At 70.8% G+C, this 14,789-nt stretch carries 12 protein-coding genes and 1 rRNA gene; 10 read left to right on the top strand and 3 right to left on the bottom strand.

Annotation, left to right across the window (positions count from 1 at the left end; translation table 11 throughout):
- Positions 1-39: 39 nt before the first annotated feature.
- Complete coding sequence (locus JAO84_RS13610; RefSeq protein ID WP_265868998.1) at positions 40-456, bottom strand: metallopeptidase family protein; 417 nt, start codon at positions 454-456, stop codon at positions 40-42.
- A 305-nt stretch (positions 457-761) separates the two neighbouring features.
- Here JAO84_RS13610 and JAO84_RS13605 point away from each other — a divergent pair, with 305 nt between their 5' ends.
- The 6 genes from JAO84_RS13605 (at position 762) to JAO84_RS13580 (ending at position 7,182) form a co-directional block, all read left to right on the top strand.
- Complete coding sequence (locus tag JAO84_RS13605; RefSeq protein ID WP_370416753.1) at positions 762-1,202, top strand: DUF3499 domain-containing protein; 441 nt, start codon at positions 762-764, stop codon at positions 1,200-1,202.
- A gap of 113 nt (positions 1,203-1,315) precedes the next feature.
- Positions 1,316-2,680: a phosphomannomutase/phosphoglucomutase gene (locus tag JAO84_RS13600; protein ID WP_370413097.1), complete on the top strand. Its 1,365-nt coding sequence runs from the start codon at positions 1,316-1,318 to the stop codon at positions 2,678-2,680.
- A 644-nt stretch (positions 2,681-3,324) separates the two neighbouring features.
- Positions 3,325-3,507, top strand: coding sequence for a Trm112 family protein (locus JAO84_RS13595; RefSeq protein WP_265868984.1), 183 nt, complete (start codon positions 3,325-3,327; stop codon positions 3,505-3,507).
- Between the two features lie 173 nt (positions 3,508-3,680).
- Positions 3,681-4,835, top strand: coding sequence for an SIS domain-containing protein (locus JAO84_RS13590; RefSeq protein ID WP_370413096.1), 1,155 nt, complete (start codon positions 3,681-3,683; stop codon positions 4,833-4,835).
- Between the two features lie 110 nt (positions 4,836-4,945).
- On the top strand, positions 4,946-6,097 hold the full coding sequence (gene manA, locus JAO84_RS13585; protein ID WP_370413095.1) for a mannose-6-phosphate isomerase, class I: 1,152 nt from the start codon (positions 4,946-4,948) through the stop codon (positions 6,095-6,097).
- 152 nt (positions 6,098-6,249) lie between these two features.
- A complete protein-coding gene (locus tag JAO84_RS13580) occupies positions 6,250-7,182 on the top strand; it encodes a cation diffusion facilitator family transporter (RefSeq protein ID WP_370413093.1) in 933 nt (310 codons plus the stop codon).
- A gap of 65 nt (positions 7,183-7,247) precedes the next feature.
- Here the strand turns inward: JAO84_RS13580 and lepB are convergent, their stop codons facing one another.
- On the bottom strand, positions 7,248-7,922 hold the full coding sequence (gene lepB / locus JAO84_RS13575; protein ID WP_370413092.1) for a signal peptidase I: 675 nt from the start codon (positions 7,920-7,922) through the stop codon (positions 7,248-7,250).
- Positions 7,923-8,279: 357 nt separating this feature from the next.
- Here lepB and ahcY point away from each other — a divergent pair, with 357 nt between their 5' ends.
- Together ahcY and JAO84_RS13565 are read left to right on the top strand one after the other, a co-directional pair.
- Positions 8,280-9,734: an adenosylhomocysteinase gene (gene ahcY / locus JAO84_RS13570; RefSeq protein ID WP_370413091.1), complete on the top strand. Its 1,455-nt coding sequence runs from the start codon at positions 8,280-8,282 to the stop codon at positions 9,732-9,734.
- Between the two features lie 179 nt (positions 9,735-9,913).
- Complete coding sequence (locus tag JAO84_RS13565; protein WP_370413090.1) at positions 9,914-10,525, top strand: hypothetical protein; 612 nt, start codon at positions 9,914-9,916, stop codon at positions 10,523-10,525.
- Positions 10,526-10,531: 6 nt separating this feature from the next.
- Here JAO84_RS13565 and JAO84_RS13560 read toward each other — a convergent pair whose 3' ends face one another.
- Complete coding sequence (locus JAO84_RS13560; protein WP_370413089.1) at positions 10,532-11,467, bottom strand: RDD family protein; 936 nt, start codon at positions 11,465-11,467, stop codon at positions 10,532-10,534.
- A 179-nt stretch (positions 11,468-11,646) separates the two neighbouring features.
- Between JAO84_RS13560 and JAO84_RS13555 the strand changes: the two genes are divergently transcribed.
- Both JAO84_RS13555 and JAO84_RS13550 read left to right on the top strand, forming a co-directional pair.
- Positions 11,647-12,654: a stage II sporulation protein M gene (locus JAO84_RS13555; RefSeq protein WP_370413088.1), complete on the top strand. Its 1,008-nt coding sequence runs from the start codon at positions 11,647-11,649 to the stop codon at positions 12,652-12,654.
- Between the two features lie 605 nt (positions 12,655-13,259).
- Positions 13,260-14,785 (top strand): 16S ribosomal RNA (locus tag JAO84_RS13550).
- The last annotated feature ends 4 nt before the right edge of the window (positions 14,786-14,789 follow it).

Below are 14,789 nucleotides of genomic sequence, written 5' to 3'. Positions count from 1 at the left end.
CCCTGCCCGGGTCAGCCGACCCAGTCGGTCCCGCCCCGGTCAGTCCTGCCCGTAGCGCGGGTCGACCGACTCGGGGGAGAGGCCGAGCAGGTCGGCGACCTGCTCCACGACCACCTCGTGCACCAGCAGCGCGCGCTCGTCGCGGTTCTTCGCGCGGATCTCGACCGGGCGCCGGTAGACGACGACCCGGGCCGGCTCGTTCTTCTCGGCCGGCGTCGAGCCGCCGAGCGGCACCACGGGCTCGCCCGAGACCGTGGGCGGCACCTCCATCACCATGAACTCGACGTCCGCCAGCTGCGGCCAGTGCCGCTCGAGCCGCTCCACCGAGTCCAGGACCAGATCGCGGAAGCTGTCCGCCCGGCTCGCGGACAGCGGCACCTGCGGCGGGGCCACCGGCCCCCGCATGCCGCGGCCGTGCCGGTCGCGGCGTCGCACGCGCGGCGTCGCACTGTCCATGCTGTGGGTGCTGTCCGTCACTGACGCAGCGTAACTCTCCCCGGTGTTCCCGGACCGGTCCGGGACGGCCGGGCCGGTGGCGACCGGCCGCCACCCGTGTCGCAACCCGACCGATCCGGCCAAGCCCGCGCCCGTTTTCCAGGGCCCCGGCGATCGGCCATCTGGCCGTGATTGACCGGATTTCCCCAGGCCGATGTCCGGATCGCGCGCCACCACGACCCGCCCGGCACACCGCTCCCGCAGGTCAGAACGGCCGATCGGACCCGGTCCGTGGCGGAGGTCACACCGCGACACGGTGGAGTGACCTGGGGGAGAGTCGTCGCGGCCCGCTCAAGAGTGCGGTACCGTCCAACGTCGTGAGCCCTGTACGTCGCTGTTCGCGCACCGCGTGCGGCCGCCCTGCCGTCGCGACACTGACGTACGTCTATGCCGACTCGACCGCGGTCCTCGGCCCGCTCGCCACCTACGCCGAGCCCCACTGCTACGACCTGTGCGCCGAGCACAGCGAGCGCCTCACCGCCCCGCGCGGCTGGGAGGTCGTGCGGCTCCACGACGCCAGCACCCCCACCCGCCCCAGCGGCGACGACCTCGAAGCCCTCGCCAACGCGGTACGGGAGGCGGCCCGCCCCCAGGAGCGCGCGGCCGAGGCCGGCGGCGGCAAGCCCGGTACGGGCGGCCGCGGCGCCGACCCCATGGAGGTCGGCCGGCGCGGGCACCTGAGGGTGCTGCGTTCACCTGAGAACTAGGGTGCTGCGTTCACCCGAGAACTGATCAAGGTCCGGTCCCGGGTAGTTTGGGCGGTCCGTACGCGCGCCGCAATCCGCGCGAACGACAGCCGAGACCTCAGGAGGATTGATCCGTGACTGCTGCTGATCTGTCGCAGATCGTGAAGGCGTACGACGTCCGCGGAGTGGTGCCGGATCAGTGGGACGAGTCGCTCGCCGAGCTCTTCGGCGCGGCCTTCGTGCGGGTCGTCGACGCCGACGCGATCGTCATCGGCCACGACATGCGCCCCTCCTCGCCCGGCCTCGCCGCCGCCTTCGCGCGCGGCGCCGCCCGGCTCGGCGCCGACGTCACCCTGATCGGCCTCTGCTCGACCGACCAGCTGTACTTCGCGTCCGGCGCCCTCGGCCTGCCCGGCGCGATGTTCACCGCCTCCCACAACCCGGCCCAGTACAACGGCATCAAGCTGTGCCGGGCCGGCGCCGCCCCCGTCGGCCAGGACACCGGCCTCTCCGAGATCCGCGCGCTCGTCGAGCGGTGGACGGAGCAGGGCGCCCCCGAGCCGGCCGCGACCGAGGGCACGGTCAGCGAGCGCGAGACCCTCAAGGACTACGCCGCCCACCTCCTCGGCCTCGTCGACCTCAGCGCCATCCGGCCCCTGAAGGTCGTCGTCGACGCCGGCAACGGCATGGGCGGCCACACCGTCCCCACCGTCTTCGACGGCCTGCCGCTCGACGTCGTCCCGATGTACTTCGAGCTCGACGGCACCTTCCCGAACCACGAGGCCAACCCCCTCGACCCGAAGAACATCGTCGACCTCCAGGCCCGCGTCCGCGCCGAGGGCGCCGACCTCGGCCTCGCCTTCGACGGCGACGCCGACCGCTGCTTCGTCGTCGACGAGAACGGCGACCCGGTCTCCCCGTCCGCGATCACCGCCCTCGTCGCCGCGCGCGAGCTCGCCAAGAACCCCGGCGGCACCGTCATCCACAACCTGATCACCTCGTGGTCCGTCCCCGAGGTCGTCCGCGAGAACGGCGGCACCCCGGTGCGCACCCGGGTCGGCCACTCCTTCATCAAGGAGGAGATGGCGAAGACCGGCGCCATCTTCGGCGGCGAGCACTCCGCGCACTACTACTTCAAGGACTTCTGGAACGCGGACACCGGCATGCTCGCCGCGCTCCACGTCCTCGCCGCCCTCGGTGGCCAGGACGGCCCGCTGTCCGCCCTGGTCGCCGCCTACGACCGCTACGCCTCCTCCGGCGAGATCAACTCCACCGTCGCCGACCAGACCGCCCGCCTGGCCGCCGTGAAGGCCGCCTACGCCGACCGCGACGGCGTCACCCTCGACGAGCTCGACGGCCTCACCGTCACCGCCGCCGACTGGTGGTTCAACCTCCGCGCCTCCAACACGGAACCCCTCCTCCGCCTCAACATCGAGGCCCGCGACGAGCCGACGATGTCCGCCCTCCGCGACGAGGTCCTGTCCCTGGTCCGCGCGTAGCCCGCAGCACAGCCCCGAGGGCCCGCCCGCAGGGGCGGGCCTTCGCCGTTCGCGGGGTCCGTCCCTGCAGGGCGGTGCCCACCCGCACGGGCGGTGTCGCGCCGTTCCCGTTGCGCGTCTTCGCCCCTAACGGGCGGTGCCCACCCGCACGGGCGGGGCGCGCCGTTCCCGTTGCGCGTCTTCGCCCCTAACGGGCGGTGCCCACCCGCACGGGCGGGGCGGGCCTTCGCCGTTTCCCGTTGTGGGCATTCGTCCCGCAGGGCGGGACGGGTGGGCACACGGGACGGCGCCCTTGCGGGCGCGCTCCGCTCCCTGCGCCTGCCCGCGCCCCGAGGGCGCTGCGCTGACGGGGCCGCCCGCCCGGTGGCCCCCCGTGCCCCGAGCGCGCCGCGCTCACCAGGCCGCCCACCCGGACCCCCCGCACCCGTAAGCAGGCCCGCACGGGCACCCCGCACGGGCAACCCGTCGCCCCCCGTTCCCCACCCGGTTCCCCCACCGCCGCCCCACCGTCGGCCGCGCCCCGCAACGTAACCCCGGCGCCCCGCCCCGCACCAAGGGCGCCGACCGCGGCCCGGCGGTAGGCTGACCAGGCCCGTAGACCCGCCCCGGTACCTTGTCGTACCGCCCCCCCCGAAGGGACCACCATGCCGCTCGAAGCCGGCCTCCTGGAGATCCTGGCCTGCCCGGCCTGCCACGCCCCGCTGAACGACCGGACGGCGGAGGAGACCCCGGAGCTCGTCTGCACCTCCGCCGACTGCGGACTCGCGTACCCCGTGCGCGACGGCATCCCGGTCCTGCTCGTCGACGAGGCCCGCCGCCCCGAGTGACCCGCTCCAGCGCCCGTTCCGCCGCCCGCCCCGCGCCCCGGGAAGCCGGCGCGGGACGGGGCGCGCGGGATGCGAGCGTGCGCTGACGCGCACCACCCTCGGGGGACCACCCACACCGGCCCACCGCCGGCCACCGCCGGCCCCGCTCCGCCGACCCACCGGAGGCCCGCCACATGCTCGACGAGACCCTCCTCGACGCCCCGGACGCCCTCGCGCTCGCCGACCTCCGCGGACTGCTCCGCGGCGCCGCCGAAGCGGGCGCGCGGGTACGGACCGCCGCCCGGCACGCCGCCGAGGCAGGCATCGCGGCGCTCCGCCCCGAGGGCCGCCCCCGCGCGGTCCTCGTCGCGGGCCCCGGCACCGCCGCCGCGGGCGTCGCCGATCTGGTCGGCGCCCTCGCGGGCGCCGCGGCCCCGGTGATCCGCCTCCAGCCGACCGGTGTCGCACCGGCCGCCGGCGCCCTGCGCTGGGCCCTGCCCGGCTGGGCCGGCTCGGTCGACCTGCTGCTCCTGCCGACGACGGACGGCGCCGAGCCGGGACTCGCGCTCCTCGCCGAGCAGGCGTACCGCCGCGGCGTCACCGTCGTCGCCGTCACCCCCAAGGACTCCCCGCTGGCCGAGTCGGTCGGCGGCGCGCGCGGCCTGCTCGTACCGATGGCGATGGCCCCGCACGAGACGGCCGACGAGTACGGGGAGAACCTCGCCGCGAGCCCCGGCGCGCTGTGGGCGCTGTTCACGCCGCTGCTCGCGCTGCTCGACCGGGTGGGCCTGGTAGAGGCCCCGCCGGAGGCGCTCGAACAGGTCGCCGACCGCCTGGACCGTACGGCGGAGCGCTGCGGCCCCGCCATCGCCACGTACAGCAACCCGGCCAAGACCCTCGCCGCCGAGCTCGCCGACTCCCTCCCGCTGGTGTGGACCGAGGGCGAGGTCGCCGGGCCGACCGGCCGCCGCTTCGCCGCCGTCCTCGCCGAACTCGCCGGCCTGCCCGCGCTCGCCGCCGAACTGCCCGAGGCGCTGCCCGCCCACGGCATGCTGCTCGCCGGGGACTACGCGGCCGGCGCCGACCCCGACGACTTCTTCCGCGACCGCGTCGAGGAGCAGCAGGCGCTGCGCGCCCGCGTCGTCCTCCTCCGCGACCGCCCGGCGGAGGGCAACGTACTGAGCGCGGCCCCCGCCGCCCGCGAACTCGCCCTCAGCCACGACACCGCGATCAGCGAGCTGGAAGCGGAGGAGGGCACCCCGCTGGAGAACCTCGCCGAACTCCTCGCCGTCACCGACTTCGCCGCCGTCTACCTCTCCCTCGCCTCGGCGGGCCGAGCCCCGCAGTAGCCGGGCCGCATCCCGTACCGGCCGGGCAGGCGGTCCGACACGTCCATCACCGCGCACCGCAACCGCACTGACGCGCCACCGCAACCGCACTGAAAAGAGCTGGAAGCCCCATGGACCGCCTCGTCAACACCGTCCGTCCGTACGCCTGGGGGTCCACGACGGCCATCCCGGAACTGCTCGGCGTCGCCCCCACCGGCGAGCCCCAGGCCGAGATGTGGATGGGCGCCCACCCCGGCGCCCCGTCCCGCACCGGCCGCGGTCCCCTCAACGAGGTCATCGACGCCGATCCCGTACGCGAACTCGGCCCGGCCGCGGTCGAGAAGTTCGGCCCCCAGCTGCCCTTCCTCTTCAAGGTGCTGGCCGCCGGCGCCCCGCTCTCCCTCCAGGTCCACCCCGACCTCGACCAGGCGCGCGCCGGATTCGCCGCCGAGGAGGCCGCGGGCGTCCCGATCGACGCCCCGCACCGCAACTACAAGGACGCCAACCACAAGCCCGAACTCATCTGCGCGCTCACGCCGTTCCACGGCATGTGCGGCTTCCGCGACCCGGCCGACGCGGCCGACACCATGGCCGCCCTCGGCGTCGACTCCCTCAAGCCGTATGTCGACCTCCTCCACGCCCACCCCGAGGAGGCCGCGCTGCGCGAGGTCCTCACCGCGCTGCTCACCGCCGACCGCACCGAGATCGCGCACACCGTCGCCGAGGCCGCGCACGCCGCCGCCCGCCTGGGCGGCGCCCACACCACGTACGCCCGGATCGCCCACCACTACCCCAACGACCCCGGCGTCCTCGCCGCGATGCTGCTCAACGAGGTCATCCTGCAGCCCGGCGAGGCCCTCTACCTCGGCGCCGGCGTCCCGCACGCCTACCTCGACGGCCTCGGCGTCGAGATCATGGCCAACTCCGACAACGTGCTGCGCTGCGGCCTCACCCCCAAGCACGTCGACGTCCCCGAACTCCTCCGGGTCGTCCGCTTCGAGCCCAACGACCCCGGGATCCTGCGCCCCGAGGCCTCCCCGTCGGGCGAGGAGCTGTACGACACCCCGATCGACGAGTTCCGGCTCTCCCGCTACGTACGCGCCGAGGGCGCCGCCCCCACCGACCTCACCGCCGGCACCCCGCAGATCCTGCTCGCCGTCGCCGGCCGCCCGGCGGTCGGCGAACTGACGCTCGCGCCCGGCGAATCGGCGTTCGTCCCGGCGGGCGAAAAGGCCGAACTGTCCGGTACGGGAACGGTCTTCCGTGCCACGGTCGTGGCCTGACGCGGGTCTGACCCGGACCCGATGCCCGCCTGATGCGAGAATGACCGGCCGAACGACGGCAAAGGGATGGCAATAAGCTGCCCTGCGACAGGGGCCGCGCCTCCCTCCCGGGCCGGAGCATCGAGCACACGACGAAGGGAACAGACACACCCATGAGCGCGTCAGGCGGAACCAAGGCGATCGTGGCGGCGCTCGGCGCCAATCTCGCGATCGCCGTAGCCAAGTTCGTGGCGTTCCTCTTCAGCGGTTCGTCCTCGATGCTCGCCGAGGCCGTCCACTCGCTGGCCGACTCCGGCAACCAGGGCCTGCTGCTCCTCGGCGGCAAGCGCGCCCAGCGCGAGGCCACCCCGCAGCACCCCTTCGGCTACGGCCGCGAGCGCTACATCTACGCCTTCCTCGTCTCCATCGTGCTCTTCTCGGTCGGTGGCATGTTCGCCCTCTACGAGGGCTACGAGAAGATCAAGCACCCGCACGCGATCGAGGCCTGGTACTGGCCGGTCGGTGTCCTCGTGTTCGCGATCATCGCCGAGAGCTTCTCCTTCCGCACCGCGATCAAGGAGTCGAACGAGCTCCGCGGCAAGAAGTCCTGGAAGGACTTCGTCCGCCACGCCAAGGCCCCCGAGCTCCCGGTCGTCCTCCTGGAGGACTTCGGCGCCCTCATCGGTCTCGTCCTCGCCCTCGGCGGCGTCGGCCTGGCCCTGCTGACCGGCGACGGCGTCTGGGACGGCATCGGCACCCTCTGCATCGGCGTCCTGCTCATCGTCATCGCGCTCGTCCTCGCCGCCGAGACCAAGTCGCTGCTGCTCGGCGAGTCCGCCGGCGTGGAGGAAGTGAAGAAGATCGAGGACGCGATCGTCGACGGCGAGACCGTCACCCGCCTCATCCACATGCGCACCCTCCACCTCGGCCCGGAGGAGCTCCTCGTCGCCGCCAAGATCGCCGTGGCGCACGACGAGTCCGCCACCCAGGTCGCCCGCGCCATCGACGCGGCCGAGGAGCGCATCCGCGCCGCCGTCCCGATCGCCCGGGTGATCTACCTGGAGCCGGACATCTACAGCGAGCAGCGGGCCGCCGCGGACGCCTGACGACCTGACGACCTGACGACAAGAGAGGCCCCGGACCCGATCAGAGGTCCGGGGCCTCCGTCGTTTCAGGGGACGGCGTACGGGACGGGGGGAGGCGGCGTCGCCGCGCGCCGCCGCGCCGACCGGCCGGTCAGCGAACCGGCGAGCCCGAGCCCGAACCCGGTCAACAGGACCGCCGCCCCACCGAGGAACCCGCCCACGGCGGCGACCCCGCCCACCGGCCCGTCCACCGCCCGCTCCCGTACCGCCGTCACCGGGACGGTGCCGCCGCTGAGCTCCTGGTGGAAGCGCGAGTCGAGGGAGTTGCCCCGGTTGTCGCCGAGCAGGAACAGCCGCCCCTCCGGCACCTTCACATCGATCTTGACGTCGGGCATGCCCCCGATCGGGTCGCCCCCGGCCACGTACGGCTCGCTGAGCGGCTCGCCGTTCACGTACACCTGCCGCTCGTCGGCCGTGACCCGGTCGCCGCCGACCCCGATCACCCGCTTCACGCCCAGGCCCTCGGTGATGCCCCACTCGGGCACGGACACGAGGACGACATCCCCGCGCCGTACCTCGGACGGCTCCACCACCTCGGCGTAGAGCATGTCGCCGGGCTCGTAGGTGGGCCGCATCGATTCGCTCGGCACCCGGTGTGCCGGATACGCGCTCCGCAGCATCAGCCCCGCGACGACCAGCACCACTCCCAACGGCACCAGCACCACCCAGCCCGCGATCCGCAGTCCCCGCCCCGGTCTCATACCCGTCAACCCCTCCAACCCCTCCCAGCAGCAGTTCGGCCCGCACCCTATAGGCGCGAAGCGGCACCGGGGCATGCTGTCGAGCCCCGTTCCGGCCCCGATCCGGCCGAATCCGTCACCAGGCGGACTGTGGGCCGCTGCGCCGATCGGTGTAGATTCGTGACCAGCCAGACGTCGCTGCTGATGGCGGTCGGGCGGTCCCGTACACGGACCGGCCGAGGGAGAGAGGGCCTCCGACGACTGCACCGCGGAAGACGCGGGAGCACTCGGGCATTCGTATGCCCGCGTCCTCCACAGCCGCGGTGCCAGGTGCCCACTCGAACCCTCGAACCCGATTGACGAGGAGCAGCTCCAGTCATGACGACTGTCGCCACGCAGGACTTCAAGGTCGCCGACCTGTCCCTGGCCGTGTTCGGCCGCAAGGAGATCACCCTCGCCGAGCACGAGATGCCCGGCCTGATGTCCATCCGCCGCGAGTACGCCGAGCAGCAGCCGCTCGCCGGCGCCCGCATCACCGGCTCCCTGCACATGACCGTGCAGACCGCCGTCCTCATCGAGACCCTGGTCGCCCTCGGCGCCGAGGTCCGCTGGGCCTCCTGCAACATCTTCTCCACCCAGGACCACGCCGCGGCGGCCATCGCCGTCGGCCCGAACGGCACCCCGGAGAACCCGCAGGGCGTCCCGGTCTTCGCCTGGAAGGGCGAGACCCTGGAGGAGTACTGGTGGTGCACGGAGCAGGCGCTGACCTGGCCGAACACCCCCACCGGCGGCCCGAACATGATCCTCGACGACGGCGGTGACGCCACCCTCCTCGTCCACAAGGGCGTCGAGTTCGAGAAGGCCGGCTCGGCCCCGGACCCGGCCACCGCGGACAGCGAGGAGTACGGCTACATCCTCCGCCTCCTCAACCGCACGCTCGCCGAGTCCCCGCAGAAGTGGACGCAGCTCGCGTCCGAGATCCGCGGCGTGACCGAGGAGACCACGACCGGTGTCCACCGTCTCTACGAGATGATGCAGGCCGGCACGCTCCTCTTCCCGGCGATCAACGTGAACGACGCCGTGACGAAGTCGAAGTTCGACAACAAGTACGGCTGCCGCCACTCGCTGATCGACGGCATCAACCGCGCCACCGACGTCCTGATCGGCGGCAAGACCGCCGTGGTCTGCGGCTACGGCGACGTCGGCAAGGGCTGCGCCGAGTCGCTGCGCGGCCAGGGCGCCCGCGTCATCGTCACCGAGATCGACCCGATCTGCGCGCTGCAGGCGGCGATGGACGGCTACCAGGTCACGACGCTGGACGAGGTCGTGGAGACGGCTGACATCTTCGTCACGACGACGGGTAACAAGGACATCATCATGGCCTCGGACATGGCCAAGATGAAGCACCAGGCGATCGTCGGCAACATCGGTCACTTCGACAACGAGATCGACATGGCCGGCCTCGCGCAGATCCCGGGCATCGTGAAGGACGAGGTCAAGCCGCAGGTCCACACCTGGACGTTCGAGGACGGCAAGGTCCTGATCGTCCTGTCCGAGGGCCGTCTGCTGAACCTGGGCAACGCGACCGGTCACCCGTCCTTCGTGATGTCGAACTCGTTCGCGGACCAGACCCTGGCCCAGATCGAGCTCTTCACCAAGCCGGAGGAGTACCCGACCGACGTCTACGTGCTCCCGAAGCACCTCGACGAGAAGGTCGCCCGTCTCCACCTGGACTCCCTGGGCGTCAAGCTGACGACCCTCCGCAAGGAGCAGGCCGACTACATCGGCGTCAAGGTCGAGGGCCCGTACAAGCCGGACCACTACCGCTACTGATCCCCACGACCGGCGGGTGACCGGCGCACACACGCACGCACACGCGCACGCGTACGCACCGACACCCGCCCGTCGCAGGCACCCGCAGCGGCACAGACAGGCCCCCCGCACCCCCGTGCCGGGGGGCCTGTCCCCGTTTCCCCCAGCCGCTACCGCTCCAGGACGCACCCCGAGGACCCATGCCCCGAGGCCGCTATTCGCTCCACGATCCGCACGATCACACCCCCCTCGGTGAAGAGCACTTCCACTGCGCGCCCGGCCCCTCCGGCTGGCGCTACGTCGCCCGGACCACATCCCCCTCCGGCGACCCCACAGGCTCCGTCGACCTGGCCGTCGACGACCTCGGCCGCCCGATCCGCCTCGAACTCCACGCCGCCGACTGGCAGGTCCGCGGCGCCGCGCTCGACGGCGTCACCTGGGTCCGTACCGACCCCACCGGAACCCATGCCACCGAAGGCAATGTGCGCGCCCACGCCTTCACCGGCACGTCCCCGGCATTCCTCGTCGCGATCTCCCGACTCCTGCGCCTCACCCCCGATTCCCCGGAGACCCGCATCCGGCTCGTCGCCTTCACGGATCCCGTACTCGCCCCCCTGACGGTCGACCAGTCCTGGGCCTTGGTGAAGAGTGAAGCGCACGCCACTGACAACGGCCCCCTGATCGTGGACGAGTACCAGGTCAGCGCCCTCGACACGGGCGAACGGCACACCGTCCACCTCGCCGGCGACGTGGTCCTCTCGGCCCCCGGCATCGAACTCGAAGAGCTCGACACCCCGCCTAACGTCTTCTGACCGCCGCTACGCGGGCGGCGCGAACCCGGTCGCAGGCGGGGGCGGCGTCCCCGCATCCGCCGCGGACACCGGGGGAGGGGTGACGGGCGCAGCGGGAGCCGAAAAGGCCGAGGGCGCCGAGGGGACGGAGGGAGCAGAGGGGACGGAAGTCGCAGGCTGGGAGGAGGCCGAGGAGGCCGAGGAGCCCGCGGAGGCGAACGCCCGCCGCGCCTCGCGCGCCTGCCGCTCGGCCACCACACCCGCCAGATACGCCGCCGCCGGCACCCCGGGCGGCGCGGGCGCGCCCGTACGCGCCACGAGCTCACCGGCCAGCCGCTCCGCGAGCCGTTGCCCGATCGCCGGATCCAGCTGCCGCATCCGCGTCAGGTACTGCCGTACCTCCAGCCACAGCGAATCCGGCACGGCCGACAGATCGAGCCCCGCGAACCGCCCCACCAGCCACGGCGGCGGAGGCGGCACCAGCAGCCCCGCGCCCGGACCGCCGGCCACCCGCTCCCTTACGACCAGCGTCCCGGCGAACACATCCCCGATCCGCCGCCCCCGCTCGGACACGAGCGACGCGATGCAGGCGACGACCCCGAAGGTCATCAGGATCTCCACGACCGCCATCGCCCCGCGCATCAGCGCGTGCCGGAAACGGATCGGGCCGCCGTCCTCACGCACCACCCGCAGCCCGAGCGCCAGCTTCCCGAGCGACCGCCCCCGCGACAGCGTCTCCACGGCGATCGGCGCACCGACCAGAACGAGGACGAACGAGGCCACCGACAGGGCGCGCACCGCCGCCTCGTCCAGCGAGGCCGTCGCGACCGCGAGACCGATGCTGATCAGCAGGAATCCCACCCACACCACGACGAGATCGATCAGAATCGCCAACGCCCGCGTCGGCAGCCGCGCCGGCTCCAACCCCAGATAGACGGCGTCCCCCGTCACCACCCCGCTCACGGAGCCCACCCTTCCTCGCCCGCCTTGTTCGCCCACCCGAACCCGGTCCGAACGCCAGTCTGCCAAGCTGACCCGCAGCGCGCCGCAGTAGTACGAGCAGCCATACGTAGTACGAGCAGCAGTAGTAGTACGAGCAGTACGGACCCGTACGCACCCAGTGCCTGGAGCAGCAGCCGACCATGGACCTCGACGTCTTCGTCACCACCCACCGAGCCGAGTGGGACCGCCTCGACCACCTGCTGGGCCGCGGCCGCCTCCTCACCGGCGCCGAGGCCGACGAACTCGTCGCGCTCTACCAGCGCACCGCGACCCACCTCTCGCTCATCCAGTCCAGCGCCCCCGACCCGATGCTCACGGCCCGGCTCACCCAGCTGATCGCCCGCGCCCGCGCCACGGTCACCGGCACCCGCCGGGCCTCCTGGCGCGACGCCGCTGACTTCCTGACCGCCGGATTCCCGGCCGCGGTCTACCGCTCGCGCCACTGGTGGATACCGACGGCGATCCTCTCCACCCTGCTCGCGGCCCTCATCGGCTGGTGGATCGGCACCCACCCCGAGGTCCAGTCCGCACTGGGCGCGCCCGCCGAGCTGCGCGAGATGACCCGCCCCGGCGGGGCGTACGAGACCTATTACTCCAGCCACCCGGCGGCCTCGTTCTCCGCCCAGGTCTGGACGAACAACGCCCAGGCCGCCGCCACCTGCCTGGTCCTCGGCGCCTTCCTCGGCCTTCCGGTGCTGTACATCCTGTTCGCCAACATGCTGAACGTCGGCATCGGCATCGGCCTGATGACGTCCGCCGGCCGCCTCGACGTCTTCCTCGGCCTGATCCTTCCGCACGGCCTCCTCGAACTGACCGCCGTCTTCGTCGCCGCCGGCACCGGCCTCCGCCTCGGCTGGACCGTCATCGACCCCGGCCCCACCACCCGCCGCGCCGCCCTCGCCCAGCAGGGCCGCGCCGCGATCGGCATGGCCATCGGCCTCGCCCTGGTCCTCTTCGTCTCCGGCCTGCTCGAAGGCTTCGTCACCCCGTCCGGCCTGCCCACCTGGGCCCGCATCTCCATCGGCATCGCCGCTGAGCTGGCATTTCTCGTGTACGTGTACGTGCTCGGCGGCCGCGCGGCCCGCGCCGGCGACACGGGCGACGTGGCAGAGGCGGACCGTACGGCCGAACTGCCGACGGCAGCCTGAGCTCGATGTGCGGAGCACCCTGCTGACCTGCTAGTCTCCTCTTCGCCCACAAAACCCGTTGACACGGGTGGCGAGGGGAGGTAGATTCAAACGGTTGCCCGGAGCTGGACAAGCTCGGGGCGGACAAGTTAGAATCTCTCTCGCTCCGGTCAAGGATTCGAGTCTCATTCGAAGATTTCGAAGACCACGGAGCCACCCCGATTCCTTATCCGAATCACTGAAGCCGTCCGTAAGGTCGGCGGAAATGAATCTGATAAAGTCGGAACCGCCGGAAGGGCCCGGAACGACGAGAGTCGAAAAGGGACCGGAAAGCACCGAGGAAATCGGATCGGAAAGATCTGATAGAGTCGGAAACGAAGGAAGCGCCCGGAGGAAAGCCCGCGAGGGTGAGTACAAAGGAAGCGTCCGCACCTTGAGAACTCAACAGCGTGCCAAAAATCAACGCCAGATTAGTTGATACCCCGTCCATCTTCGGATGGTCGAGGTTCCTTTGAAAAAGTCCACCCCTTGTGGGTGGCGCACAGCGAGGACGCTGTGAACAGTCGGCCACATTCCGGCATGACTGTTCCGCTCTCGTGTGTGTTGCACCGGATTACCGGTAAACATTCACGGAGAGTTTGATCCTGGCTCAGGACGAACGCTGGCGGCGTGCTTAACACATGCAAGTCGAACGATGAAGCCCTTCGGGGTGGATTAGTGGCGAACGGGTGAGTAACACGTGGGCAATCTGCCCTTCACTCTGGGACAAGCCCTGGAAACGGGGTCTAATACCGGATACGAGTCTCGAGGGCATCTTCGAGACTGGAAAGCTCCGGCGGTGAAGGATGAGCCCGCGGCCTATCAGCTTGTTGGTGAGGTAACGGCTCACCAAGGCGACGACGGGTAGCCGGCCTGAGAGGGCGACCGGCCACACTGGGACTGAGACACGGCCCAGACTCCTACGGGAGGCAGCAGTGGGGAATATTGCACAATGGGCGAAAGCCTGATGCAGCGACGCCGCGTGAGGGATGACGGCCTTCGGGTTGTAAACCTCTTTCAGCAGGGAAGAAGCGAAAGTGACGGTACCTGCAGAAGAAGCGCCGGCTAACTACGTGCCAGCAGCCGCGGTAATACGTAGGGCGCAAGCGTTGTCCGGAATTATTGGGCGTAAAGAGCTCGTAGGCGGCTTGTCACGTCGGGTGTGAAAGCCCGGGGCTTAACCCCGGGTCTGCATCCGATACGGGCAGGCTAGAGTGTGGTAGGGGAGATCGGAATTCCTGGTGTAGCGGTGAAATGCGCAGATATCAGGAGGAACACCGGTGGCGAAGGCGGATCTCTGGGCCATTACTGACGCTGAGGAGCGAAAGCGTGGGGAGCGAACAGGATTAGATACCCTGGTAGTCCACGCCGTAAACGTTGGGAACTAGGTGTTGGCGACATTCCACGTCGTCGGTGCCGCAGCTAACGCATTAAGTTCCCCGCCTGGGGAGTACGGCCGCAAGGCTAAAACTCAAAGGAATTGACGGGGGCCCGCACAAGCAGCGGAGCATGTGGCTTAATTCGACGCAACGCGAAGAACCTTACCAAGGCTTGACATATACCGGAAACATCCAGAGATGGGTGCCCCCTTGTGGTCGGTATACAGGTGGTGCATGGCTGTCGTCAGCTCGTGTCGTGAGATGTTGGGTTAAGTCCCGCAACGAGCGCAACCCTTGTCCTGTGTTGCCAGCATGCCCTTCGGGGTGATGGGGACTCACAGGAGACCGCCGGGGTCAACTCGGAGGAAGGTGGGGACGACGTCAAGTCATCATGCCCCTTATGTCTTGGGCTGCACACGTGCTACAATGGCCGGTACAAAGAGCTGCGATGCCGTGAGGCGGAGCGAATCTCAAAAAGCCGGTCTCAGTTCGGATTGGGGTCTGCAACTCGACCCCATGAAGTCGGAGTTGCTAGTAATCGCAGATCAGCATTGCTGCGGTGAATACGTTCCCGGGCCTTGTACACACCGCCCGTCACGTCACGAAAGTCGGTAACACCCGAAGCCGGTGGCCCAACCCCTTGTGGGAGGGAGCTGTCGAAGGTGGGACTGGCGATTGGGACGAAGTCGTAACAAGGTAGCCGTACCGGAAGGTGCGGCTGGATCACCTCCTTTCTAA

Source organism: Streptomyces fradiae (genome assembly GCF_041270065.1).
Lineage (GTDB): Bacteria > Actinomycetota > Actinomycetes > Streptomycetales > Streptomycetaceae > Streptomyces.
This window is presented reverse-complemented; position numbering and strand designations above follow the sequence as displayed.

Excerpts from the sequence above, each read along its gene's own strand:
- JAO84_RS13590 (WP_370413096.1), top strand. The coding sequence starts at position 3,681 with ATGCTCGACGAGACCCTCCTCGACGCCCCGGACGCCCTCGCGCTCGCC.
- JAO84_RS13595 (WP_265868984.1), top strand. The coding sequence starts at position 3,325 with ATGCCGCTCGAAGCCGGCCTCCTGGAGATCCTGGCCTGCCCGGCCTGC.
- manA (WP_370413095.1), top strand. The coding sequence starts at position 4,946 with ATGGACCGCCTCGTCAACACCGTCCGTCCGTACGCCTGGGGGTCCACG.
- JAO84_RS13565 (WP_370413090.1), top strand. The coding sequence starts at position 9,914 with ATGCCCCGAGGCCGCTATTCGCTCCACGATCCGCACGATCACACCCCC.
- lepB (WP_370413092.1), bottom strand. The coding sequence starts at position 7,922 with ATGAGACCGGGGCGGGGACTGCGGATCGCGGGCTGGGTGGTGCTGGTG.
- JAO84_RS13610 (WP_265868998.1), bottom strand. The coding sequence starts at position 456 with ATGGACAGTGCGACGCCGCGCGTGCGACGCCGCGACCGGCACGGCCGC.
- JAO84_RS13580 (WP_370413093.1), top strand. The coding sequence starts at position 6,250 with ATGAGCGCGTCAGGCGGAACCAAGGCGATCGTGGCGGCGCTCGGCGCC.
- JAO84_RS13555 (WP_370413088.1), top strand. The coding sequence starts at position 11,647 with ATGGACCTCGACGTCTTCGTCACCACCCACCGAGCCGAGTGGGACCGC.
- ahcY (WP_370413091.1), top strand. The coding sequence starts at position 8,280 with ATGACGACTGTCGCCACGCAGGACTTCAAGGTCGCCGACCTGTCCCTG.